The organism is Sphingomonas hankyongi (assembly GCF_023516575.1).
GTDB classification, from domain to species: Bacteria; Pseudomonadota; Alphaproteobacteria; order Sphingomonadales; family Sphingomonadaceae; genus Sphingomicrobium; species Sphingomicrobium hankyongi.
The window spans coordinates 710,545-734,170 of record NZ_JAMGBE010000002.1; the positions used below are offsets into that span (position 1 = coordinate 710,545).

Genomic DNA, 23,626 nt, shown 5'->3' on the forward strand with positions numbered 1-23,626 from the left:
TGCTATAGTGCAACACCATATCGCCTCCTGAAAGAGGGGTAGGGAATGGATTTCGAAAAGCTGACCGACCGCGCTCGCGGTTTCCTCCAGGCAGCGCAGACGATTGCGGTCCGTGAGCACCACCAGCGTATCGCGCCCGCACACCTGCTGAAGGCGCTGCTGGACGACGAGCAGGGCATGGCGGCAGGGCTCATCAACGCCGCGGGCGGCGACGCTCAGGCGGCGCGGCGCGAAGTTGACCAGTTGGTCGCGAAAGTACCGGCGGTTACCGGCAGCGGCGCCACCCAGGCCCCGGCGCTGGACGGCGACACGATCCGTATCCTGGACCAGGCCGAGCAAGTCGCGAAAAAGGCGGGCGACAGCTATGTGACGGTCGAACGCATCCTGCTTGCCATGGCGCTAGCGAAGAACACGGATGTCGGAGGTGCGCTCGCGAAGGCCGGGCTGACCGCGCAAAACCTGAATGCCGCAATCGACAAGCTGCGCGGCGGCCGCACCGCCGACACGCAGGGCGCGGAAGACCGCTATGACGCGCTCAAGAAATATGCGCGCGACCTCACCGACGCAGCGCGCGCCGGCAAACTCGACCCGGTTATCGGCCGCGATGAGGAGATTCGCCGGACGATCCAGGTCCTGGCGCGGCGCACCAAGAACAATCCCGTCCTGATCGGCGAGCCCGGCGTCGGCAAGACCGCCATCGCCGAAGGTCTCGCACTGCGCATCGCCAATGGCGACGTTCCCGACGGCATCAAGGACAAAAGGCTCCTTGCGCTCGATATGGGCTCGCTGATCGCCGGCGCAAAATATCGCGGCGAATTCGAGGAGCGGCTCAAGGGCGTCCTCGACGAGGTCCGACAGGCCGAGGGCGACATCATCCTGTTCATCGACGAGATGCACACATTGGTCGGGGCCGGGAAAGCCGAAGGCGCGATGGACGCCGGCAACCTTTTGAAGCCCGCCCTGGCGCGAGGCGAGCTACACTGCATCGGCGCGACGACCCTCGACGAATATCGCAAATATATCGAAAAGGACGCGGCGCTCGAGCGCCGCTTCCAGCCGGTGTTCGTAGGCGAGCCCACGGTGCCCGACACGATCTCGATCCTTCGTGGGCTGAAGGAGAAGTACGAGCTTCATCACGGGGTGCGCATAACGGACGCGGCGATCGTGGCCGCAGCCACGCTCAGCAACCGCTACATCACCGATCGCTTCCTTCCGGACAAGGCGATCGACCTCATGGACGAGGCGGCCAGCCGCATCCGCATGGAGGTTGAATCCAAGCCCGAGGAGATCGAGAATCTCGATCGCCGGATCATCCAGCTCAAGATCGAGCGCGAGGCACTCAAGAAGGAGCAGGACAAGGCATCAAAGGATCGACTTGGGAAGCTCGAGGAGGAGCTCGCCAATCTTGAGCAGAAATCGTCCGAGCTGACGCAGCGCTGGCAGGCCGAGAAAGAGAAGATCGCCGGCGAGGCGAAGATCAAGGAGCAGCTCGACGCGGCCCGCCTCGAGCTGGAGCAGGCACAGCGAAGCGGTGACCTCGCGAAAGCGGGTGAGCTTCAGTACGGACGCATCCCCGAGTTCGAGAAAATGCTGGCCGATGCGCAGGCTGCGTCGAAGGGCGCCGTGCTGCGCGAGGAAGTCACCGACCAGGACATTGCCGCCGTCGTCAGTCGCTGGACCGGCATTCCCGTGGAGCGGATGATGGAGGGTGAACGCGAGAAGTTGCTCCAGATGGAAGAGATGATCGGCGCCCGCGTCATCGGTCAGGAAGACGCGGTAAAGGCGGTCTCAGCCGCCGTGCGCCGGGCCCGCGCGGGCCTCCAGGACCCGAACCGCCCGCTCGGCTCGTTCCTGTTCCTCGGCCCTACCGGCGTCGGCAAGACCGAGCTGACCAAGGCCCTGGCCGAGTTCCTGTTCGACGATTCGAGCGCGATGGTCCGGATCGACATGTCGGAGTTCATGGAGAAGCATGCCGTCGCTCGCCTGATTGGCGCTCCTCCAGGCTATGTCGGATATGAAGAGGGCGGCGTGCTTACCGAGGCGGTTCGGCGGCGCCCGTACCAGGTGGTCCTGTTCGACGAGGTGGAAAAGGCGCACGGCGATGTCTTCAACGTGCTGCTGCAGGTGCTCGACGACGGCCGGCTGACGGACGGCCAGGGACGCACCGTCGACTTCACCAACACGATCATCATCCTGACGTCGAACCTGGGATCACAATATCTCGCTGCGCTTGGCGAGGATGAGCCGGTCGAGAAAGTCGAACCGCAGGTGATGGAGGTCGTGCGCGGCCATTTCCGGCCGGAGTTCCTGAACCGCCTGGATGAGGTCATCCTGTTCCATCGACTGAGCGCCGGGCACATGGGGCCGATCGTCGACATCCAGGTCGCACGGCTGCAGAAGCTGCTCGAGGACCGGAAGATCAGGCTGGACCTCACTGACGCTGCTCGCGCGTGGTTAGGGAGGGTCGGTTACGATCCGGTCTATGGTGCGCGACCGCTGAAGCGCGCGGTCCAGAAGTATTTGCAGGATCCGCTCGCCGACAAAATCCTCGCCGGCGAGATCGCCGACGGCTCGGTCATCCGTGTGGATGAAGGCGACGGCCAGCTGCTGCTGACACCGGTCGAGGAAGTCAGGGCCGCAGCGGAATAGCAACGTCCCTCGACGCCACTAGCACATGCCCGTTGATGGGTTCGGCTGGTTGCTCGAGTTACAGGGATTGTTGCGCATCGTCTGGAACTGCTCGGTAACCTCCCTGTCTTGCTTCCTTCGCTCCGCCCATTCAGCGCGAGTCGCGCAGACGCGCCTTCTTGCGAGCCGGCTTCCCACCACCGTGATGTTCTCACAGACGCGCTCCTCGGGAGCACCGGCTTGAGGAGCCTGTGCAGCCGGCGGAGCATGATCCGCTCCCGACAAGACAACGGCGGCAAAAAGGATCGAAAAGGAAGCTAGCGGGCGAGTGATCATGGGGCCCCTCCCTTCGGAAGCATCGACTTCGATCAGGACACTGGGGCAATGATCCTTTTTATCGCCCTATGCAATTAGGATCCCGCGCGGCTACGCGGGTGCCATCAAGGTCGACCCTCGCGGCAGGTCGAAGGCAATTCCCAGATGTTCGGCCATGGACTGCGCCCAAGTCGCCACCATCTCGATCTCCTCATCGATCGTCGGCATCGGTATGCGCGGCTCAAGCGGCGCTTCGGGATCCACGCTGCGTCCGATTTCCTTCGAATGCGTTGCAAACGCCGGGCCAGCAGCGATCTTGGCCCCGTCCAGCGCATTGCCGAAATGCACCCCGAGCGCGTCGAGAGTTTGTGCCCGGTTCGCAAGGAAGGTTTCGCTGTCGAGCGTCTTCACGCGTTGCGGGAATGCGGCAAGCAAGGCGGCGCCCTGCGCGTGGTGCATGAGCCAGCTGAGCGCTGCGACCTGCAGGTCCGTCAATTGCAACAGCCCGACTTCGTCAAGGCCGACGTCGATCCCGGTCTGCACGCGGAGTGTCGAGAACAAGCGGCGGGCCCATAGCCGCCCCCACATCCCCTTTCGCGCTACCGAGCTGAGGAAGCGCTTCAGCGGCGCATAAAGGAATATCGCACGCGACCCCTCGTTCCCGCCAAGCAGATGTTGAGCCAAGACGTTGGCTTCGTTGCTCGGCTTAATCGCGACGGATTCCTCCGGACGAAATGGTCGGGCCAAAAGCTCCGCGACGGTGCGCAACGCGTCGCTCGTCAGCCGGCCATGCTGCGCCGCCGAAGCGAGATCGAGCAGGATCTCCGGCTCATTGAGCGCCATTGCCCTGCCGGGAACATTGAGCGCTCGGGTCAGCAGGGTTGAGCAGCAAAATGCAGAATGGAAGATGTAGTGAGCATTGTGCGAGCCGAGTTCGCCCAGACCGCTGCGATCGAGCGAAACGACGGGCGGATTCAATTCACGCCAATATTGCTCCGCCAGGAACGTGAGCGAAGGATGACGGTCCCGGGGAATCCACGCAAAGTCGATTGCGTCACGTGCATGATGCCAATGCACAGGCAGCCAGTCGGCGTCCCGGAGCACGGACGCGGCCTGTTTATCCGGAGACATGGCAGCCAAGGCTCATTAGAAGTTCTGCAAATTTCATCGAGAGAATCATGGTGGAAACCGAACCATCGAAGGCCCCGCTAAAGCTTAGCCCGGAGTTGGACGTCGCGTCGCTCGCGCAGGATTATGCTCGCACGAAACGGTTGCAAATCCGAAACTTTCTCACGCCCCAGTCCGCCGACCTAGTGCTTGATGACTTGAAAGCGCTGCCATGGGGCATTGTGTTCAATGAGGGCAACCATGTCCATCAGTTGCACGCTGACCGGTTGGACAATTTGAGCAACGACGAAGCGACGCGCATGATGATGGGCATCAGAGAGAGGGCGCGGACGCAGTATCAGTTCATTTATGCCTTCTACCCGGTCCTGAATGCATATTTTTCAGAGCATGCACCGCGACAGGGGATCTTCGACTTTTACGAGCTCATCAACAGCGAACCCGTGCTGGAAACCATTCGCCAGGTCACGGGGCTGGAGAATATCCGTTGGGCCGACGGTCAGGCGACCTGGTTCAAGCAAGGGCATTTCCTCAAGGCTCACACCGATGAAATGCACATGGAGGGCCGCCTCGCCGCTTATGTGTTCAATATGTCCCCCGTGTGGGAACGCGATTGGGGCGGCTTTCTTCAATTCTTCGATCGCGACGACAACATCGAGGCTGCGTTCAAGCCGTCCTTCAACACGCTGAACATCTTTACCATCCCGCAATTGCATTCCGTTTCGATGGTTTCGACCTATGTGACGGAAAGGCGCATGGCGGTGACCGGATGGTTCAGGTGCGACGACCCTCCGGGACCGATCGGCAACAGGCGCTAACGGAGATTGGATTGAGTACGAGCCCGGACACGGTGACCGACGGGGGTTCGCTGGAACATATTCCGGAGTTGATCGACCGAGATCCCCAGGAGGCAGCTCGCCGCCTCCGCGAGCATCTCGGAGGTGACCCCCTCGACGCCAAAGGCTACCGCTTGCTTGCCCAGGCCCTGGCGGCAATCGAGCAGCGCGCCAATAGCCGCGGTGAACTCAGGACGTTCGTGCGCGGTGCGGACCCGCTTCTCAACCAAGCCGCCGCGGCGCTTGCCAAAAAGGACCTCGAGACGGCCGAAGTAGTGCTCCGCAAGCGCCTGCTCGAACGGCCAGCGGAACCGGTGGCATTGTTCCTGATGGGCAGATTGGCACACGAGCTCGACTTCGACGACGAAGCTGAAGATTTGCTCTGGCTGGCTATTGAGCTCGCACCCGACTTCTTCCCGGCGCGCTTTGCGCTTGCATCGGCGTTGGATGGGCACGGCCGACATGCCGAGGTCGTGTCGCTGATGGACGAGGCCCTGACGAACGATCCGGGCCAAGAACTTGCGAGTTTCATCAAGGCGGCCGCGCTTGGCCGCGCGGGCAGATTTGACGAATCCCTTGCTCTCTATGAGCGCCTGATCGCGACATCTGGCAACAACCCGAAACTGTGGCTGAACTACGGTCTGATACTCAAGACTAAAGGCCGGTCCGACGATGGGCTGCGCGCAATGCGCCAGGCCGTCGAAGTGGACTCGCACGCCGGCGAAGCATGGTGGAACCTGTCCAATCTGAAGACGGTGAAATTCGGCGCCGAAGATATCTCAGCCATGACCGAGGCCATCGAGGACGAAGGCCTCGGCGAGGACGACCGGCTGCATATTCACTTTGCGCTCGGCAAGGCGTTCGAGGACAGCGGCGATACCGACCAGGCATTCGGGCATTACGCAAAAGCGAACCAGCTGCGGCGGATTCGTCTGAATCACGATCCCGACGATATTTCCAAGGAAGTCGCCGCCAGTACGCGATTCTTCACGCGCGAATTCTTTGAAAAGCACGCGGGCCAGGGCTGCCCCGCTCCCGATCCCATTTTCATTGTCGGCATGCCGCGTTCGGGGTCGACTCTGGTCGAGCAAATCCTGGCCAGCCATCCCGCGATCGAGGGCACGACGGAACTCCCCGACATCGGGTTCCTCGCGAAGAAGCTGGGCCGTCGGCACGGTGATTACTTCGGAAAGCTGTCGGCCCTTTCAGCGGACGCTATCGAAGATCTCGGGGAAGAATATCTTGCCCGTACGCGCCCTCATCGCGTGGAAGGGCGGATAAGATTCATCGACAAGATGCCCAACAATTGGGTGCACGTTCCGCTGATCCACCTGATCCTTCCGAACTCGAAGATCATCGACGCGCGCCGGCATCCGCTCGCGACCGGGTTCTCGAACTTCAAGCAGCATTACGCGCGAGGGCAGGCCTTCAGCTACGATCTCGGCTGGATGGGCCGCTATTATGCGGACTATGTACGGATGATGGCGCACGTCGAAGAAGTGCTGCCCGGACGCGTTCATCGTGTAATTCACGAACGGCTGGTCGAGGACACGGAAGCCGAGATCCGGCGCATGCTCGACTATCTCGGGCTCCCCTTCGATGATGCCTGCCTTCGGTTCTACGAAACGGAACGTGCGGTACGCACGCCCAGCTCGGAGCAGGTCCGAAGGCCGATTAGCCGCGAGGGTCTTGAAGCCTGGCGCAAGTTCGACCCTTGGCTGACGCCGCTCAAGGAAGCTTTGGGACCCGTCCTCGACGCCTACCCGGACGCACCGGACTTCCAGTCGGTTTAGTCGCCTAACTCGCGCTTCGCGCAATCATCCAGTCGTTAAGGCAATAAAAAGCGGCGGGGAGTTTCCTCCCCGCCGCCAGTTTTTTGACGATCGTTCGTCGGTTTAGAAGCGCAGGCGCGCACCGGCGTAATAGCGACGTCCGAAGATGTCGTAGACGCTGGCTGCGGTATCCGCACCCGTGTTGTTGAATGGCGAACCGGACAGGATGTTCGGAGCCTTGTTGTCGAGCAGGTTGTCGACACCGAAGAAGAACTCGTAGTTCCGGACCGGCGTGAAGCTCAGCTGCGTGTCGAGGTAGAACTCCGGATCGATCTTGACCGCCTTGTCGTCGAGACCGAAGCCCGAGAGGAACACGTCGTCCTCATACGACTTGCCGATGTAGGTGCCGGTGAACGACACGCCCCACTGGCGGGTGTTGAACGCGATCGTGCCGTTAGCCTTGTCCCTGGCCGTGCCGATCTCGCCAACCTGACGGTTCGGATCCTCACCCGGCAGCTCGGTCAGAGCGCCCTTGAGATAGTGGGTCCAGGCGATCCGGGCGTTCGCGGTCAGGCCGGTGAGCAAGCTGTCGAGGCCCGTGCGGTAGGACAGCACGGTGTCGATGCCTTCCACGTTCTGCTTCGACGCATTGACGCCGCCGACGTTGATGAACTGCAGCGCACCGGGGCTCGCCGAACCGGTCGCGGTCGGGAAGCGGGTGATGAACTGGCAGAACGCGGCGTTCGCATCCTGGTAGCACTGGTTCAGGATCGTCTGACGCGAGAAGAACGAGATCGCATCGGTCAGCTTGATCTTGAAATAGTCCACCGACAGCACGAGGTTCCGAAGCGGCTCGAAGCTCTTGGGGTTGATGACCACGCCCAGCGTAAGGCTCTTCGACTTCTCCGGACCGAGGTTCGGGTTACCCGAAGTGAAGCCGCTGACGCCCTGCTTGTCGGCCTGGGTCAGCGTGAACACGCCGCCATTGGCGTTGATGTTCGCGATGACGCCCGGCGTAGCACGGCACTGCTCGGAGACGGTGCCGGTGCTGGTCAGGGTGACGCCCTGCTGGCCCGCAGTGCCCGGATCGATGTCGGCGCAAGGATCCTGGAGGCCGGTCGGGAAGGTCTGCGACGGACCGGTGAACAGCTCGCCGATGTTCGGCGCGCGAACCGCCTTCGCATAGGTTCCCCGGAAGCGGATGTCCTCGATCGGAGCCCAGTCGGCACCAACGTTCCAGGTCGTCACGCTGCCGATCGTCGAATAATCCGAGATACGGCCCGCGGCGCGCAGGTTGAGCTGATGGGCGAAGGACATGTTGGCGAGGATCGGAACGTTGATTTCGCCATAGGCTTCCTTGACGTTGAACTGACCCGAGGTGTCAGGCAGCGCGTTACCCGTCAGAAGGCCCGCGTTGGTAAGCGCGTCCCAATTCTCTTCGCTCTTCTCCTTGCGATACTCGCCGCCGATCGCGACGCCGAGCGGACCGGCCGGAAGGTCGATGATCGCGCCCGACAGGTTCGCGTTGAACACCTGCTGGGTGACCTTGAACGAGTGGTTGCTCTCGGCCTTGATGTAGTTGACCGCCGCCTGCGAGATGGCGCCGGCGCCGAAGATGTTGATCGGCACGCAGCCCTCGGCGCGAGCCTCCGCATCGGCGCAGACGATATCGCCGAGCGCACCGTTGCCGTTGAGGTCGCCCGTCGCCGCCGTTTCCCGAACCGCCGCAAAGCCATGCTGGAAGTTCTGGATGTTGACGTCGCCGTTCGCAACCTGCTGCTCTTCGGTGCGACCGAAGTTGTAGGTCACGTCCCGGTTCCAGCGGTCGTTGAACAGCTTGCCTTCGAAGCCGGTCACGAAGCGGAAGAAGTCGCGGTCCGCGGTATAGTTACGGGTGCCGAACTCCAGCAGACGACGCGAGAAGCCGATATCCTTGAGGCCGTCGCCGTCCGTGTCCGTCGATGCGGCGAGGATCGCTGCAGGGACGAGCGGATTGTCGACAATGACCGGTCCGTTCGGGCCCTGGACGAGGCTCTGAACCGGAGCGCGCGCGGTGTTGACGAAGATATTCGCAACGTCGAGCGGAACCGGCTCAATCTCGGTCTTCGCAGCCACCTTCGAGTAGGTCGCCTCGGTGATGAAGCTGATGTTGTCGGTGATGTCGAAGTGACCGCGCTCGGCAACCAGCCACCGCTTGACCGGCGTCGACAGCGTACGGAAGAACTGGCGGTTGAAGCCGTTCGGAGCGCCACCGCACGATGATCCGTTGCTGCTGAAGCAGTTCCGGAGCACACCATTCTGGTCAAACGTGAACGACCCGGCCGAGGTGAAGAAACGGCCCTGCGGCGTGAAGCTCGAGAAGAACGGCTCGTACGGCGTGCCGTAATCGTCGGGATTGCCGCTGAACTGGAAATAGTCGATGTCGTCGACGCGCGTGTTCTTGCGCTGGCGCGACAGCAGGCCCTTGTCGTCCGAGTAGCCGAGGTGGAACATGAGGTTGCCACGGTCCTCGGCGAAGTTCGCGCCGGCCGTAACGTTCATCTGGTAGCGCGGATAGTCGCCCTTCTCAGTGATGCCGTACTGACCTTCGGCGAGCAGGCCCTGGAAGTTGCGCTTGTAGATGAAGTTCACAACGCCCGCGACCGCGTCCGAACCGTAGAGCGACGAAGCGCCGCCGGTGAGGACGTCGATGCGCTCGATGAACTGGGTCGGGATGACGTTGAGGTCGACGATCGGAGAACCGCCGAAGCCGCCGACGACGCGGCGGTTGTTGATCAGGACCAGCGTACGGTTCGAACCGAAGTCGCGAAGGTCGATCGTCGCGGCGCCCGCGCCCGAGGTCGAGAACGCCGAGTTGGTCGTGCTGACCGCCGGCGTACCGAAGGCCGGATTCTCGAGCAGGACTTCCTGCACGTTGACGGCGCCCGACTTGTCGATGTCCGCTTCGCCGACCACTTGGACCGGAGCGAGCGACACGATGTTCGGCGACACGATGCGCGAACCGGTGACGACGATCGTCTCGGCCGAGCCCTTCTCGGTGTCCTGAGCGCCCTGTGCGGCCGTGTCAGCCGGATTTTCCTGGGTCGCCGGAGTCTGGTCGGTCGGAGCCGCCTGGACGTTCGGATCCTGTGACGGGCCCTGCGGGTCCGTGGATTGCGCAAATGCCGGAGCCGCAAAAGCGACGCCCGCAATAAACGTGGTTGCAAGCAATTGGGTCTTGGAAATTCGCATTTTTGTCCCCTTCGACGAACGTTGAAAGCTGGGCGCGCGCTAAAGGTGCGCACATGCGCCGAGCCTCACGTTAGTGGCCGCTGTATGACCAATGATTCTGGGGGAGACAATTGATCGGGAGCGTTCGCCTGACGAACAATTCAGCGGTGTTGCATTTGAGGCACAGATTGAAATTCGTCGACGGACTGGCACTTTGAACGTCCAATGCAGCAGCCGCAGATTGAATTTCATCGACGGACTGTCACGTTGCGCGCCGAATGCATCTGGGGGGACCAGCATCCATGATCACCACCTTCGTTCTGGCCGCGGCCGCAGCCGCGGCGGCGCCGGCCAACCCGGCAACTGCCGACCTCAGCAAGTCCGGCCTTGTGATTGCGGTCGAAGCCTGCCGGCAAGTCGCGGACAATGCGGCTCGGCTCGCCTGTTTCGACCGTGCCGTCGGCGAGCTCGCCACGGCGCGTGCCAAGGGCGACGTTGCGGTCGTCGACCGCAAGCAGGTCCAGGAAGTCAGGCGTTCCCTGTTCGGCTTTGGAGGCCTCAAACTGCCATTCTTCGGAGGCAAGGATCAGGACCGTGGGGAGGCCGAGCAGAAGGAGCTGAATTCCACTCTCGCCGCATTTAGGCCGATATCGAACGGCTACATTCGCTTCGACCTGACCGAGCCCCAATCAACCTGGGAATCGATCGAGCCGACTTCGGTCTTCGAACCAAAGAAGGGCACTAAGGTGCACATCTCGCGCGGCGCGTTTGGAAGCTATTGGGCGGAAATTGCCAACCAGCCCGCGGTCAAGGTGCGCCGAATTCACTAGCGCGCGGCGCCGGCCTCCGCCTTCAGGCTCGCTTCCGGGCTGGCATAGGCTTCCTGACGCTCCACGCTCCAGTAGCGCAGCTCAAGCAAGGGGATGCGTTCGCCGGTCACCGCGCAGACGACATGGTCTCCGTCGCTCAGCATGCGAAAGGTCCCCGCGAGATAATGCACGCGCGCTGCCCTTCCGCTTCCCGACATCAGCATTCTCTTTACTCCTTCGCCTCGTCGAACAGCCCCGGCTGCGGCGGATTGTAGGAAGTCCGCGCCTTGCGCTCAACGGTCGGCGAAACCTTCTGCCCATCGATGGTCGCATCGACGGCACCGTCGCCGAATCGCAAGGTCACCGATCGTTCGGCGCGCGCCTGCGCGGAACTCGTCAGGGTCGCTCCGCCACGGCTCGTAACCCGCACATAGCCTTTTGCGAGTGGCCGCTCGGGATGCGCGAGCTCTGCCATCCTCCATGCCGCGGCGAGGCGATCCGTCAGCTGGGCAATCCGCTGGTCGATCAGATCCCGCCTGAGGCGGCCAGTGACAAGATTCATATCCGCGCGCGCGTGGCTCGCACGTGCCGCGAGCGAACGCGGGAGGCGTTCGCCGAGTTCGTCGATATATTGCACGTGCGGCGCAATAATCGCCTGCGGTTCCGGCCAGCGGCACGCCGTGAGCTCAAGGCGCTCGCGCGCACGCTCGGTCCTTCGGGACAGGCAGTGCTGCGCGCGATGGCCCAGCTCGCCCAACTGCGCGAATAATTCGGCCCGGACGGGCACCGCCAGCTCCGCCGCGGCCGTGGGCGTCGGCGCCCGCAGGTCCGCAGCATGATCGATCAAGGTCGTGTCGGTTTCATGTCCTACCGCGGAAATCAGCGGGATCGGTGATTCGGCGGCGGCGCGAACCACCTCTTCCTCGTTGAATGCCCACAGGTCCTCGATCGAGCCGCCGCCGCGCGCGACGATGAGGAGGTCCGGCTTTTGCGAAAGCGACGCGAAACCGCGAATGGCATCGGCGATGCGCGCGGCGGCACCGTCCCCCTGGACCGGCACCGGCCACAGGATGACATGGGTCGGGCAACGATCCTCGAGCCTGTGCAAGATGTCCCGGATCACCGCCCCCGTCGGCGATGTGACGACCCCGATCAGCCGCGGGAAGAAGGGCAGTCGGCGCTTTCGCGAGGTGTCGAACAGGCCTTCGGCCGCGAGAGCCTTTCGCCTTTTCTCCAGCAGCGCCAGCAGCGCCCCTTCGCCTGCCAGCTCCATACGTTCAACGACGATCTGATATTTCGATCGCCCCGGATAAGTGGTGAGCCTGCCCGTCGCGATGACTTCGGCGCCGTCCTCTGGTCGGAATGCAAGTGCGCCCGCGCTCGTCCGCCAAATCACGGCGTCGATACAGGCATTCTCGTCCTTCAGCGTAAAGTAACAGTGACCTGAACCGTGTCGCTTGAAGCCCGATATCTCGCCGCGGACCCGGACTTGGCCGAATGCGGTTTCGATCGTGCGCTTCAGTGCCCCCGACAACTCGCTGACACTGAGCGCCGGCGAATTGTCGCCTGCGGCGACGTTCGCTAACAGGCCGGAACGCGTGTCGTCAGGGAGATCCATGAATATTCTGCTCTTGGGTTCGGGCGGCAGGGAGGATGCGCTCGCATGGCGACTTAGGCAATCGCCGAGCTGCGACAAGCTTTATGCCGCTCCGGGCAATCCAGGCATCGCTCGTTGGGCCGAATGCATCGCCCTCGATCCCTGTGACCCGGCGGCGGTTGTCGATGCGGCGCGCCGGCTCGGCGCTGACCTGGTTGTCGTCGGACCAGAGGCTCCTCTCGTTGCCGGTGTCGCCGATGCCCTGCGCGAGACCGGCATTGCAGTGTTTGGGCCTAGCGCTGCGGCGGCGCAGCTCGAGGGATCGAAAGGCTTCACCAAGGACCTGTGCCAGGCGACTGGCATCCCGACCGCGGCTTATGTGCGCACCCAAAAAGCTTCCGACGCGCTCCGTGCGCTAGATCAGTTCGACATCCCGGTCGTCATCAAGGCCGACGGCCTTGCGGCTGGCAAAGGCGTCACCGTAGCGACCACGCGCGACGAGGCCGTGGCCGCAATCGAGGCAGCCGGCGACGGTCCGCTCGTCATCGAGGAATTCCTGCAAGGCGAGGAAGCGAGCCTCTTCGCTCTCGTGAACGGGGACGCTGCGGTCGCGCTGGCGTCGGCCCAGGATCATAAGCGAGTGGGCGAAGGAGACACCGGGCCCAATACCGGCGGAATGGGCGCATATGCGCCGGCGCCTGTTCTCACCGCGGAATTGCAGAATCGGGCGATGGAAGAGATTGTCCTGCCCACCGCACGCGCACTCGCGGCCGCAGGAACGCCGTTCAGCGGCGTCCTTTATGCCGGACTGATGCTCACTGCGGATGGCCCTAAGCTGATCGAATATAATGTCCGGTTCGGCGATCCCGAATGCGAAGCTATCATGCCGCTCATCGACGGCGATTTCGCGCAACTCCTCAATTCGGTCGCAACTGGGCGGCTTGATCAAGGCGATGCGCCGCAACTCCTTCCGAAGCATTCGATGACTGTCATCGTCGCCGCTCGGGGCTATCCGGGAACCCCGGCCAGCGGCGGAGAGATAAGGGAGATCGAAGCTGCCGAGCAGGTGGATGGGGTGACCGTTTTTCATGCGGGCACGGCGCTTGCCGATGGAGCGTTGGTGGCCAAGGGAGGTCGCGTGCTTGCAGTGACGGCGGTCTCCGATTCTTTCGCGAATGCGCGCGCTCGCGCGTACAGAGCGATCGATCAGATCGATTTCGCCGACGGCTTCCACCGCCGCGATATCGGCTGGCGCGAGCTGGAACGTACTGAGGGATGAACGTCTTCTGGTCGTACTTCTGGCCTGTCGCGGCCGCAGGCCTGCTAGCCGGAGCGATAGCCGGCACGATTGGTTTCCGGCGGCAGCGACTGACTACTGCTCTCAGCGTCGGGGCGGCGGCCGCGATCATTGCCGCATTGATCTGGCATGGACCGCTTGGAGCCGCTGATCGGTTTGCTACGGTCGTGGAGCGAACCGCCCGACAGACGCTGGTCGATTGGGAAATGGGGTCCGTCGTCGCGCATCTGCATCGCGATCCGCTGAGCCGGCATCTCGTGCTTATCGGGCGAGCCGATGATTTCCAGCGGAGCGAGCTTGCACGGATCATGAGCGCGCTTCCAGGTGTTGGTAGCGCAGGCTGGACGGACCGGCTGGGCGGACTTCCGCTGGCGGCGGAGGCTGCGCTGGCGGCCCTGCTCAGCTTTCTCGTGGGCGTGTTGCTGGCCTATCTGGTCGAGCTGCATCGTCGCTACAACGCGCAATGGAGTTGGTGATCGCATGGATTTCGTGAACGCATATTGGCCGATCATTGTGGTGGCCCTTGTGGTGCTGGCGCTGGTCGCCTTCTTTGCCTTGCGTCCCCGGCAGCGAGTCACGCTGACGGACAGCGCACCCATCCGTCCTCACATGGCGCAAAGACGTCCGGCGGAGGGGCGAGGCCTTGCCGGAGAAGCGGCCGCGGCGACGAGCGATGTCACCGGCGAGATCATCGGCGCACCAGTACATCGACAGCTCGAGAGCGACACTGGCGCTGCTGACGACCTGTGCAGGATAAAGGGGATCGGGCCCAAGTTCGCGGACTCGCTGAGTGACCTCGGATTTCGTCGTTACGAGCAAATCGCGGCGCTAACGCCGACCGAAATCGAGAGGCTGGACAGCCAGCTCGGGGCCTTCCGGGGCCGCATCGTTCGCGATCGGATCGTTGAGCAGGCGGATTATCTCGCTCGGGGAGACACCGACGGCTTCGAGGAGCGATTCGGCAAGCTTTAGCTCGCGGCTTCGGCACGCTCGTCGGAATGTTTGCGGCGGGGTCGCGAAACAATCAGCTTGTCGATCTTGCGACCGTCCATATCGACGATTTCGAAGGTCCAGCCGTCATGGCGGAAGGTCTCCCCCGTTTCCGGGAGATGCTTGAGCACTGACAACGCAAAGCCCGCTACGGTCGAATAATCGCGATCCTCGGAAAGATTGATTCCCAGCCGATCGACCAACAGGTCCGCGCTGGCCGCTCCCGAAACCAGCCAGCTGCCGTCCTCGCGCTCCACCAGTGGGGGCTCCTCGCCTTGCTCGACGTCGTGGGCGAAAGTCCCGGCAAGGGCAGCAAGAATGCTGCCCGGCGTCACGATCCCGTCGAGGTGGCCGTATTCGTCGTGCACAAGTGCCAGCGGAACATCGGCACTGCGAAGAACGGCGAGCGCATCCATGGCATCCATCAGGTCGGGAATTACCGGCGCTGTACGGCAAAGATGCTTGAGATCGACCTCCCGGCCCTCGAGGACCGCGCAGAGCACGTCACGAGTCTGGATCACTCCGACCACGTTTTCGATCGAGCCGTCGGCGACGGGAATTCGGCTGTGCTGGGTCTCCACCAAAGCTTCGTGAACCTGATCAGGGCCCGCATTGACGTCGATCCAGTCGACTTCGGTGCGCGGAGTCATCACTTCGCGCACGGGTCGATCCGCAAGGCGGACGATACCGGAAATGATCGCGCGCTCGCTTTCTTCCAGAACGCCCGCCGTCTGCGCTTCCGCGACGACGAGGTGGAGTTCTTCCGCAGTCACATGGTTGCGGGATTCGCGGTTCATGCCGAGCGCGCGGAAGATCAGTGCGCTTGTATGGTCCAGCAACCAGACGAACGGTGCGGTAGCCTTGGACAACCACAGCATTGGGCGCGAGACGATGACGGCAATCGACTCGGGCGACCGCAATGCGAACTGCTTCGGGACGATCTCACCGATGACGAGCGAGACGAACGTGGTGAGCACGATCACAAGTCCGAACCCGACCGTATGCGCGGTGTCCGCCGGCAAACCGGCCAGCTGGAGCCGCTCCGCTGCCGGTTCGCCAAGCGTCGCGCCCGAAAATGCACCGTTGAGGACGCCGATCAGCGTGATGCCGCTCTGAACTGTGGACAGGAATCGGCCTGGCTCCGAAGCGAGCTCGAGAGCACATCGTGCTCCCTTGCTGCCGACCTTCGCCATCGCCTTCAGTCGTGCGTCACGGGAAGAGACGATCGCAAGCTCGCTCATCGCCAGAACGCCGTTGAGGGCGATCAGGGCGAGGATAAGGAGGACGTCCAGCCAAGGGATGGGAAGCAGTTGTTCGCTCATGGGCGCAGAAGAATGACTGTAGCCTGCCGTTCTCGCTGTTCACAAGTCGGAGATCGATTCACGAGCGGAACCATCACTGCTATGCCCGGTTTCAACAGCCTCTTTCACCGGAGTTAACGATGACCCTTTCGCGCAGCCTGTCGGCGTTGGCCCTTTGCTGTTCCGTCCTCGCCCTCGCCTCTTGTCAGACTGCGCCTCCTCCGGTCATCGCTCCGCCCGCGAGCTTCATTCCGCTTGGCGTCAATGCCCCATACCTGAACGGAGACGTCATTGGCGGCAAACGGGCGCGAGCCGCGAAGATGAAGGCGGCGGGGATCAAGCCTCTGACGGCGGCAGGAGCGGCGAGCTATTCGAGCATCCTGGAGACCGAGCTGCGGAGGCAGACAGCCGGCATCGGCCTGGACGTGATCCGCCTCCAGCATGGAATCCTGATTCGAATACCGGCCGCCTTCACCTTCACGTCAGGCAGCGCAGTCGTGAACCCGCAATTCGATGCCACGCTCCTGGAGATCGCGCGGACGGTGAAGTCCCAGAACCAGTCCTATGTGGACGTGCTCGCGCATACCGACACGAGCGGCACGCCTCAGGTCAACCAGTCCCTTTCGGACAAGCGCGCCGCGGCTGTCGCCACATTCCTGTCAAAGCATGGCGTGGCGCGCGGTCGCATCGCGTCGAAGGGATATGGAGAAAGTGCGCCGCTGTACGCCTCCGACGTCACCGAGGAGCAGAAGGCAGCCAATCGGCGCGTCGAAATCAGGCTGGTCCCCTATATGTGAACGCGCGGGCGCCGTTAGCGGCGGGCGGCGAAGAAGCCCTTCATTAGCGCGCCTGCTTCAGCCTCCCCAATGCCCCCGAGAACATCGGGGCGGTGGTGGCAGGTCGGCTGCGCGAAAATCCGTGGGCCATGTACGACTCCGCCGCCTTTGGGATCTTCCGCTCCGAACCTCAGTTCCTTGAGCCGAGCCAACGAGATCGCCGCGGCGCACATCGCGCAGGGCTCGAGCGTGACCCAGATCGTGCAGTCATCCAGTCGCGCTACCCCCAGCCTCGCTCCAGCCGCGCGGATCGCTTCCATCTCCGCGTGGGCGATCGGATCGAGGGATCCCCGCATCGCATTGCGAGCCTCCGCGACGATCGTGTCGCCGAGCGTGACAACTGCGCCGACCGGAACCTCGCCCGCACTTGCAGCATCCCGCGCGAGCTCGAGCGCGCGACGCATGGGGGGAGGCAAGGGAAAGCTCATGCCGATGCGCTAGCCGAGCGTGCGACAGCTGTCAGCTACATGGCGTTGTTGGTCGCCACCTCGTTCTGCTCCGGGCGCGAGACCTCCACGCTGGGCAATTTGACCCTGGCATCTTTGGTCCCGACCTTGATCGATCCAGTCTCCACCTCAAACGCCGGCGCTTGGCCACCGGTGGCCGTGACACCGTTGGCGCTGGCGGACACCTGAGGAGCCTGGGCACCTCGCATCTGATTGATGTTCACGAAGCCGGAGGCGACGGCGATCACGATTACGACGACGGCAACTATCAGTAGCAGGAGCGCGGCGCGCATTTGCATCTCCCAGAATAGGGCGGCTTCCGCGCCCGTCCAGCAACTCAACAAGGCTCAACGCAAATTGCTGTTATCCAGTTGCCTTGAGAAAGGCCGCGCAAGTTGACGAGCAAGCGCCAAGCAGCTAACGGGCGGCCCTTTCCGGGCGCAGCTATGCGCTCGCTCAAATCAGGATAAAGACCATGTCGCGGGTTTGCGAGCTGACCGGCAAGGGCCGGCAGGTGGGTAACAACGTTTCCCACGCCAACAACAAGACGAAGCGCACGTTCCTGCCGAACCTGCAGAACGTGACTTTGATCTCCGATGCCCTGGGGCAGAGCGTGAAGCTGCGCGTCTCTACGCACGGTCTGCGCTCGGTCGAGCATGTCGGCGGCCTCGACAACTGGCTGCTCAAGACCAGCAACGACAAGCTTAGCACCAAGGCCCGCAAGCTGAAGCGCGAGATCGCGAAGAAGCAGTCGCAGGCGGAAGCCGCGGCCTAGGTCTACCCGACTGGCGGGCGCATCCCCGCCGTCTCATGCGCTGAGTGTCTGGAATCGCAGCGGCGTCCGCCGCCACCTCTTGGCGCGTGCACCGATCAACGTACGTCGCCTCCCCTAAATCTCTGACTACGCTCGCTTTTCCTGAATATAGGCTGCAACGGGCGTTCAGCCTCGATTGCATGCGAATCGCGCATAAGACCTTCAAGCGACGAGGTTTCCCCCTTTTTCCTCGTCGTCATCTAGTTCCCTCGCGTCGCGTAACGAGGGGGGCCCGATGCGCGTTGTTGCATCGGGCCCAACTTTTTGCCTGACGAAGCTTCAGGCGCTCTCGAACAATCGAGCAAGCTGGTCGACCATGGCTCCAGCCAATTGGTCGGCATCCATGATGGTGACAGCCCGACTGTAATAACGCGTGACGTCGTGGCCGATGCCGATCGCGATCAACTCGATCGTCGAGCGCTTCTCGATCCAGTCGATGATCTGTCTCAGGTGCCGCTCGAGATAGCTTCCGCCATTCGCCGAGGCCGTCGAATCGTCCACTGGCGCACCGTCGGAAATCACCATCAGGATCCGGCGCTCCTCGGACCTCGCAAGCAGGCGATTGTGCGCCCACAGCAGCGCCTCGCCGTCGATATTCTCCTTCAGCAACCCTTCCCGCATCATAAGCCCGAGATGACGACGCGCATGGCGGTAAGGCTCGTCGGCGCGCTTGTAGACGATGTGCCGGAGGTCGTTCAGCCGGCCCGGCTTGGGCGGACGTCCCGCGGCCAGCCAGGCTTCACGGCTCTGTCCACCCTTCCAGCCGCGCGTGGTGAAGCCGAGCACCTCCGTCGCGACGCCACAGCGCTCGAGCGTCCGCGCCAGGATGTCGGCGCAGATGGCCGCGATCGCGATCGGGCGGCCGCGCATCGACCCGCTGTTGTCGATCAAGAGCGAAACGACAGTGTCCTTGAACTCCGTGTCGCGTTCGACCTTGTAGGATAGCGAATGACCGGGGCTGACCACCACGCGGGCCAGGCGCGCCGCGTCGAGCAATCCTTCTTCCTGGTCGAAATCCCAGCTTCGTGCCTGCTGTGCCAGCAGCCGACGCTGTAAGCGGTTGGCGAGCCGCGTCACCACATTCTGAAGGCTGCTCATCTGCTGGTCCAGATAGGCCCTAAGCCGGCCAAGCTCCTCCTCGTCGCAAAGCTCGCCTGCCTCGACGATCTCGTCGAAACGCGTGGTGAATGCCTTGTAGTCAGTTTCGGGCGACTGCTCCCAGTTTCGACGCCCCGGCGCAGCGAAAACGCTCTCGCTGGCCTCCTCGCCGGACATCGCCTCTTGCTCGCCAGCTTCCGCCTGATCCGAGTCCTGGCTGTCCGAATCGCCTTCTTCCGCTTCCTCACCGCGAGCTTCCACGTCGCCGCCTGACGGAGTGCTCTCGCCGGTTTCATCCGCGGCTTCCTCGGTGCCGCCCTGATCGCCCTCTTCTTCGTCACCGCCTTCCTCGGGATCCTGCTCCGTCGGATCCTGGGCCGTTGCCAGGTCCAAATCCTCAAGCAGCCGCCGTGAAAGCCGAGCGAATGCTGCCTGATCATCGAGCGTGAGGGCCAAGGCGTCCAGCTCGGCAGCGGCCTTGTCCTCGATCCAGGGGGCAATCAGCTTCAGCCCGCCAAGTGCGGCTTTGGGCGGCGCTTCGCCGGTCAGCCGCTCGCGCGCGATCAGTCCGATAGCCGTCGCCAGAGGGACTTCTTCGGCGCTGCGCGCGCGCACGATTGCATCGCCGCGCACGCGGGCGTCCGTGAGCCGCGCGAGGTTCTCGCGCACGCCCCCCATCGACTTCGCGCCCAGCGCCTCGACACGAGCGGTCTCGAGCGCGTCGAACACAGCCCGAGCCTCGACGTCCATCGGCGCGTGCGCGGAATGGAGCTTCGCATCGTGATAGCGAAGCCTGAGCGCTACAGCGTCGGCCGCGCCGCGCGCCTCGGCGACCAAGCGGGGCTCGAGCGCGGGTCCGGGCGATGGGACGCGAGCGGTCTTCCCAGTCGCATTCGCTGGCTCGGCGGCGAAGACGACATCGGCCTCCGCATCTTTGGCGATCGCGCGCGTCGCGCCGGCAAGAGCGCGGCGAAAGAGGTCGATGCGTTCAACCATCAAGGCTCAGCTATTCGCTCGAAGCCAGCCTGTCACTGCATATCGCGGTGCACCAGCAAGCGGAGTGACCCAGCTGACATTATGCGCCTGCGGCACGCGGAAGATGTTCAACGTGTTGAACCCGGGCGTGAAGGCACGGACAACATCGCCCCTCGAATCAAAGAATTGAAGCAGACCGCCCCAGTCCGGCCGCCATTTCGGCGTCAGGTTCAGGACGTAGGCCGCGCGCCTGCCCATGGAGTCCACCCTGTCGTCATGGGTCGTGAGGAAATGCCCTGCGCGATATCGCGACGCATGGGCATCCGCGAATGAAACATCGTCCGCTCCGGTGATCGCGCGCATGAGATCCAGCACGTTGTCGCTGCACATGAATTCAGTGAATGGGGTGAGCAGCCCGTCCGAACCCTCGGCTTTTCGAATGACATCGTAGCGAAACTGAAAGCCAAAACGGCCACCGGAAGTAACAGCCTTTTCGAGCAGCTCGGCCTTGGCCGGCTCCCAGAGACCGAGTTCGTCGAGACCAAAGTGCAAAATCTCCTCGCCCCGATTTACGGTCAGCCGCCATTCGGTGCTCTGGGCCAGGTCCTCGTACAGCGCCAAGGCGCTTTCGCGGGTCAGGAAATCCGTGATCTGCAGGCGACCATGCGCGTCGTAGATCTTCCTCAAAGCCTGCGGGTCCAACCCCCGCGCAAGTTCAAACAAGATCGGCCTCCAAATCTGTGTCCGAGGGGGCACGTGTCCCGATCAGACACAGTGAATCAACAAAAAAGTTGAGTGAAATTAAGAATTTGATTGCAGTTAAGTTTTCTTAATGGAATCACCCCGCTCGCAGCCGAGGCAAGTGATTCGGTTCGCGCGTTGGCGTTGGGGCTTACCTTCACCAACAACAAAATCTTGGGGCGTCGAGCAAGCAATTGCTCGGCGATGGGGCGTGGTGATCGTTCTCGGGGTCTTGAAGATGTTTGCAGTCGCGGGCGCAGCGGTCGCTGCCGTCGGCGCGGCTCCGTCATCGACATCGATGCGGGACCCGACATGGGTCGGCAAGCGCCAGGTCCTCATCGTATCGCAGTTTACGTCGGGTCAGACCGTGATGCCCGAACTCACCTCAGAATCGCTGTGCGCGCGCGCTCAGGCAATCGCCGCCGCGGGCGCGCCGATGAAGGTGTCCTGCACGAGGCTGGGCGATCCCGCGCTTCTCGATACGCATTCCGCCGTCCTGGCAGTGCAGGCATCCGTCAGCGAGCCAGCGCCCGGCAACCCGATGCTGCTGCTAACGATCCGCCGCGGCGACCAGGGCGGAATCGAGCCTGCGCCTTCTTATTTCGGTTCGACGCCTCGCGCCGTCGCCGTCACCAATTCAGTCGACAACCAAAAGCTCGATGAGGCCATCCGCGCCTCGCTGGGTGAGCTGCTGCCGTGGCTGAACCAACCCACCGTGAACTTGAATCCAGTACCTAGGAGAGGGGTAGATTGATGCGTACACGTACATTGAGTGACGGTTACCAAGGCGAAGACTTCTTTGGCGGAGTGACAATCGGCGGCGACACCGTCCTGAACGGCTCCGTCGACGGCCAGGGCGGCACGATCCGCGACAAGCCGGTCTTCACCATTGAGCAGGCCGCATATTACCTGAATCGCGGCGATGGTGTGTTCACTGTCGACGGCGTTTCCTACAACTCCGGAGCGAATTGGGACGGCGCTCAAGGCACTGCCAACAATCAGTGGTATTGGGAGGCTGTATCCAAGAACAATGGCGGCGAAGCGGCTTATTATTCGCTCGGTGGAAGCGGCGCGACCGGCCCGCTGACCACGATCAACTTCGGCTTTTACGAGTCCCTCGCAACTTTGCCGGATCCCTACGTCTACACGCGACTGTCGGACGGCACGAACGCCAAGTACATCGGCTTGGCCGTTGCGCAGGGCTTCTCGGCATTCGACGCCGACCAGCGCGACGCGGCTCGCCAGGCGCTGTCAGCCTGGGACGAGCTGATTAACGTCAAGATTGTCGAGACGGATGCCGCGCATGGCGACATCAATTTCATGAACACGACCACGGGCCCCGCCCAGGCGTCGGCCTACCTGCCGTACGATTACGGTCGCACGAGCATTGTTCAGGATGACGGCTCGTACGTGACCTACGCCGAAATCGCGGGCGACGTTTACGTCAATCCGAACCAGGCGTCGAACCACCTGTTCGATGAAGGTCAGTATGGCCTCACGACGCTGATCCACGAGACGGGCCACGCGCTCGGCCTGGAGCATCCGGGCGCCTACAACTTCGGCCCGGGCTTCGACGTTACGTACGAGAACGGCGCCGAATATTACCAGGACTCCTACCAGTATTCGATCATGTCCTACTGGGGCGGTGAAGAGACCGGTATGCAGCAGGTCGATTGGAACAACCTGACCTACCGTTACAATTCGACGCCGGGCGTTCACGACATTGCCGCGATCCAGCGGATCTATGGCGCGGACTACACGACGCGTAATGGCAACGACACCTACGGGTTCAATACGAACCTCAGCACGCACGGGCTGAACGATGACAGCTACGACTTCGTAAAGACGCCGGCCCCGGTCATCGCGATCTGGGACGGCGGCGGAAACAACGACACGCTGGACCTGTCGGGCTACAACACCCCGTCCATTATTGACCTAAACCCGGGCGCGTTCAGCAGCGCCGGCGGAACGGTCGACTTCCTTACGCTCGAACAGATCAATGCGAACCGCGCCGCGCAGGGCCTCGCTCCGCGCGACCAGGCGACCTACGATCTCTATAATCAGCTGTTCAAGGACACGTACGGCCTGACCGACGGCCTGATGCACGACAATATCGGCATCGCCTACGGCGTTACGATCGAGAATGCGATCGGCGGCGGCGGCAACGACCAGATCAAGGGCAACTCGGTAGCGAACAAGCTGGTCGGTAACGGCGGCAATGACGTGATCTCGGGCGGTGACGGCACCGACTTGATCACGCTTGGCGCCGGCGCCGACAAGTTCATCGCTGAGGTGAACTCGAACAAGGTCAACAGCAAGATCGGCACGATGTCGTTCGACGTGGTCACCGACTTCGACGGTACGACCGACAAGATCGACTTCGCAAGTCTCGATGCGAACAGCAAGGTGTCTGGCGACCAGGCATTCGCCTGGGTTGGCACCAGCGCCAACAAGGATGCCGGCACGCTCAGCTACAAAGTGTACGACAGCATGAACGGCGCCGAGAAGGCGCTGGGCTTCGACATCCACAGCACGTCCGGCAGCTACGGTGGTAAGGTCACCGTCGTGATGGCCAACTTCGATGGCGGCAGTGTCGATCACGCGGTCGTGCTGCTCGGCGCGCCGACGCTCGATGCGACTGACTTCGTTCTCTAACGAACACGAACGTGCCGCAGCTCTCAGGCTGCGAAAAAGAGGGGCTCCGGGAAACCGGGGCCCCTTTTCTATTGGAAGCTTCGATGGATTCTCGTTTTGGAACAACTCCAGCAGTTCCCAAAAATTTAATCTTTCGAATTAGTTAATTGGCTGTTGACTCTGTCGTTTGCGCAAGGGCAGG

The 23,626-nt window shown here is 62.7% G+C and carries 20 protein-coding genes; 11 read left to right on the forward strand and 9 right to left on the reverse strand.

From position 1 onward, the window contains the following. Positions 1 to 45 precede the first annotated feature (45 nt). Positions 46 to 2,649, forward strand: coding sequence for an ATP-dependent chaperone ClpB (clpB, locus tag LZ538_RS08285; protein WP_249831507.1), 2,604 nt, complete (start codon positions 46 to 48; stop codon positions 2,647 to 2,649). 405 nt (positions 2,650 to 3,054) lie between these two features. On the opposite strand, the gene LZ538_RS08290 is transcribed toward clpB, so the two are convergent. Further along, on the reverse strand, positions 3,055 to 4,074 hold the full coding sequence (locus tag LZ538_RS08290; RefSeq protein ID WP_249831508.1) for a hypothetical protein: 1,020 nt from the start codon (positions 4,072 to 4,074) through the stop codon (positions 3,055 to 3,057). A gap of 194 nt (positions 4,075 to 4,268) precedes the next feature. Between LZ538_RS08290 and LZ538_RS08295 the strand changes: the two genes are divergently transcribed. Together LZ538_RS08295 and LZ538_RS08300 are read left to right on the forward strand one after the other, a co-directional pair. Continuing rightward, on the forward strand, positions 4,269 to 4,886 hold the full coding sequence (locus tag LZ538_RS08295) for a 2OG-Fe(II) oxygenase (protein ID WP_249831509.1): 618 nt from the start codon (positions 4,269 to 4,271) through the stop codon (positions 4,884 to 4,886). 11 nt (positions 4,887 to 4,897) lie between these two features. Further along, positions 4,898 to 6,697 (forward strand): tetratricopeptide repeat-containing sulfotransferase family protein, encoded by a 1,800-nt coding sequence (locus LZ538_RS08300; RefSeq protein ID WP_249831510.1) that lies wholly within the window; start codon positions 4,898 to 4,900, stop codon positions 6,695 to 6,697. 102 nt (positions 6,698 to 6,799) lie between these two features. On the opposite strand, the gene LZ538_RS08305 is transcribed toward LZ538_RS08300, so the two are convergent. Next, positions 6,800 to 9,907, reverse strand: coding sequence for a TonB-dependent receptor domain-containing protein (locus tag LZ538_RS08305; RefSeq protein WP_249831511.1), 3,108 nt, complete (start codon positions 9,905 to 9,907; stop codon positions 6,800 to 6,802). A 281-nt stretch (positions 9,908 to 10,188) separates the two neighbouring features. Here LZ538_RS08305 and LZ538_RS08310 point away from each other — a divergent pair, with 281 nt between their 5' ends. Beyond that, positions 10,189 to 10,716 (forward strand): type VI secretion protein, encoded by a 528-nt coding sequence (locus LZ538_RS08310; protein WP_249831512.1) that lies wholly within the window; start codon positions 10,189 to 10,191, stop codon positions 10,714 to 10,716. On the opposite strand, the gene LZ538_RS08315 is transcribed toward LZ538_RS08310, so the two are convergent. Further along, complete coding sequence (locus LZ538_RS08315) at positions 10,713 to 10,919, reverse strand: DUF2093 domain-containing protein (protein WP_249831513.1); 207 nt, start codon at positions 10,917 to 10,919, stop codon at positions 10,713 to 10,715. The genes LZ538_RS08310 and LZ538_RS08315 overlap by 4 nt on opposite strands. A 5-nt stretch (positions 10,920 to 10,924) precedes the next feature. Beyond that, complete coding sequence (xseA, locus tag LZ538_RS08320) at positions 10,925 to 12,313, reverse strand: exodeoxyribonuclease VII large subunit (RefSeq protein ID WP_249831514.1); 1,389 nt, start codon at positions 12,311 to 12,313, stop codon at positions 10,925 to 10,927. Between xseA and purD the strand changes: the two genes are divergently transcribed. From purD to LZ538_RS08335, 3 genes are read left to right on the forward strand one after another with little or no spacing between them, the layout of a single operon-like run. Further along, the gene (gene purD, locus LZ538_RS08325) at positions 12,312 to 13,571 is read left to right on the forward strand and encodes a phosphoribosylamine--glycine ligase (protein WP_249831515.1); all 1,260 of its coding nucleotides are present in this window, start codon (positions 12,312 to 12,314) and stop codon (positions 13,569 to 13,571) included. The two genes, xseA and purD, sit on opposite strands and share 2 nt — an antisense overlap. After that, positions 13,568 to 14,065: a hypothetical protein gene (locus LZ538_RS08330; protein ID WP_249831516.1), complete on the forward strand. Its 498-nt coding sequence runs from the start codon at positions 13,568 to 13,570 to the stop codon at positions 14,063 to 14,065. The genes purD and LZ538_RS08330 overlap by 4 nt, the downstream gene beginning before the upstream one ends. Before the next feature lie 4 nt (positions 14,066 to 14,069). Then, a complete protein-coding gene (locus LZ538_RS08335) occupies positions 14,070 to 14,561 on the forward strand; it encodes a hypothetical protein (protein ID WP_249831517.1) in 492 nt (163 codons plus the stop codon). Here the strand turns inward: LZ538_RS08335 and LZ538_RS08340 are convergent. After that, the gene (locus LZ538_RS08340) at positions 14,558 to 15,901 is read right to left on the reverse strand and encodes a hemolysin family protein (protein WP_249831518.1); all 1,344 of its coding nucleotides are present in this window, start codon (positions 15,899 to 15,901) and stop codon (positions 14,558 to 14,560) included. The two genes, LZ538_RS08335 and LZ538_RS08340, sit on opposite strands and share 4 nt — an antisense overlap. Before the next feature lie 119 nt (positions 15,902 to 16,020). Between LZ538_RS08340 and LZ538_RS08345 the strand changes: the two genes are divergently transcribed. After that, positions 16,021 to 16,677 carry an OmpA family protein gene (locus LZ538_RS08345; protein ID WP_249831519.1) on the forward strand — a complete coding sequence of 219 codons (657 nt, stop codon included), beginning with the start codon at positions 16,021 to 16,023 and terminating at the stop codon, positions 16,675 to 16,677. Positions 16,678 to 16,691: 14 nt separating this feature from the next. Here LZ538_RS08345 and LZ538_RS08350 read toward each other — a convergent pair whose 3' ends face one another. Together LZ538_RS08350 and LZ538_RS08355 are read right to left on the reverse strand one after the other, a co-directional pair. Beyond that, a complete protein-coding gene (locus tag LZ538_RS08350; RefSeq protein WP_249831520.1) occupies positions 16,692 to 17,144 on the reverse strand; it encodes a nucleoside deaminase in 453 nt (150 codons plus the stop codon). Between the two features lie 35 nt (positions 17,145 to 17,179). Then, on the reverse strand, positions 17,180 to 17,455 hold the full coding sequence (locus LZ538_RS08355) for a hypothetical protein (protein ID WP_249831521.1): 276 nt from the start codon (positions 17,453 to 17,455) through the stop codon (positions 17,180 to 17,182). A gap of 182 nt (positions 17,456 to 17,637) precedes the next feature. Between LZ538_RS08355 and rpmB the strand changes: the two genes are divergently transcribed. Then, positions 17,638 to 17,937, forward strand: coding sequence for a 50S ribosomal protein L28 (rpmB, locus tag LZ538_RS08360; RefSeq protein WP_249831522.1), 300 nt, complete (start codon positions 17,638 to 17,640; stop codon positions 17,935 to 17,937). Between the two features lie 318 nt (positions 17,938 to 18,255). Here rpmB and cobT read toward each other — a convergent pair whose 3' ends face one another. After that, positions 18,256 to 20,070, reverse strand: a complete 1,815-nt coding sequence (gene cobT, locus LZ538_RS08365; RefSeq protein ID WP_249831523.1) for a cobaltochelatase subunit CobT — start codon at positions 20,068 to 20,070, stop codon at positions 18,256 to 18,258. A 6-nt stretch (positions 20,071 to 20,076) separates the two neighbouring features. Continuing rightward, entirely contained in the window at positions 20,077 to 20,772 is a 696-nt protein-coding gene (locus LZ538_RS08370; RefSeq protein WP_249831524.1) for a 2OG-Fe(II) oxygenase, read from the reverse strand. Between the two features lie 256 nt (positions 20,773 to 21,028). Between LZ538_RS08370 and LZ538_RS08375 the strand changes: the two genes are divergently transcribed. Further along, positions 21,029 to 21,544 carry a hypothetical protein gene (locus LZ538_RS08375; protein ID WP_249831525.1) on the forward strand — a complete coding sequence of 172 codons (516 nt, stop codon included), beginning with the start codon at positions 21,029 to 21,031 and terminating at the stop codon, positions 21,542 to 21,544. Then, positions 21,544 to 23,445: a M10 family metallopeptidase gene (locus tag LZ538_RS08380; protein WP_249831526.1), complete on the forward strand. Its 1,902-nt coding sequence runs from the start codon at positions 21,544 to 21,546 to the stop codon at positions 23,443 to 23,445. Before LZ538_RS08375 ends, LZ538_RS08380 begins: the two co-directional genes overlap by 1 nt. Positions 23,446 to 23,626 lie beyond the last annotated feature (181 nt).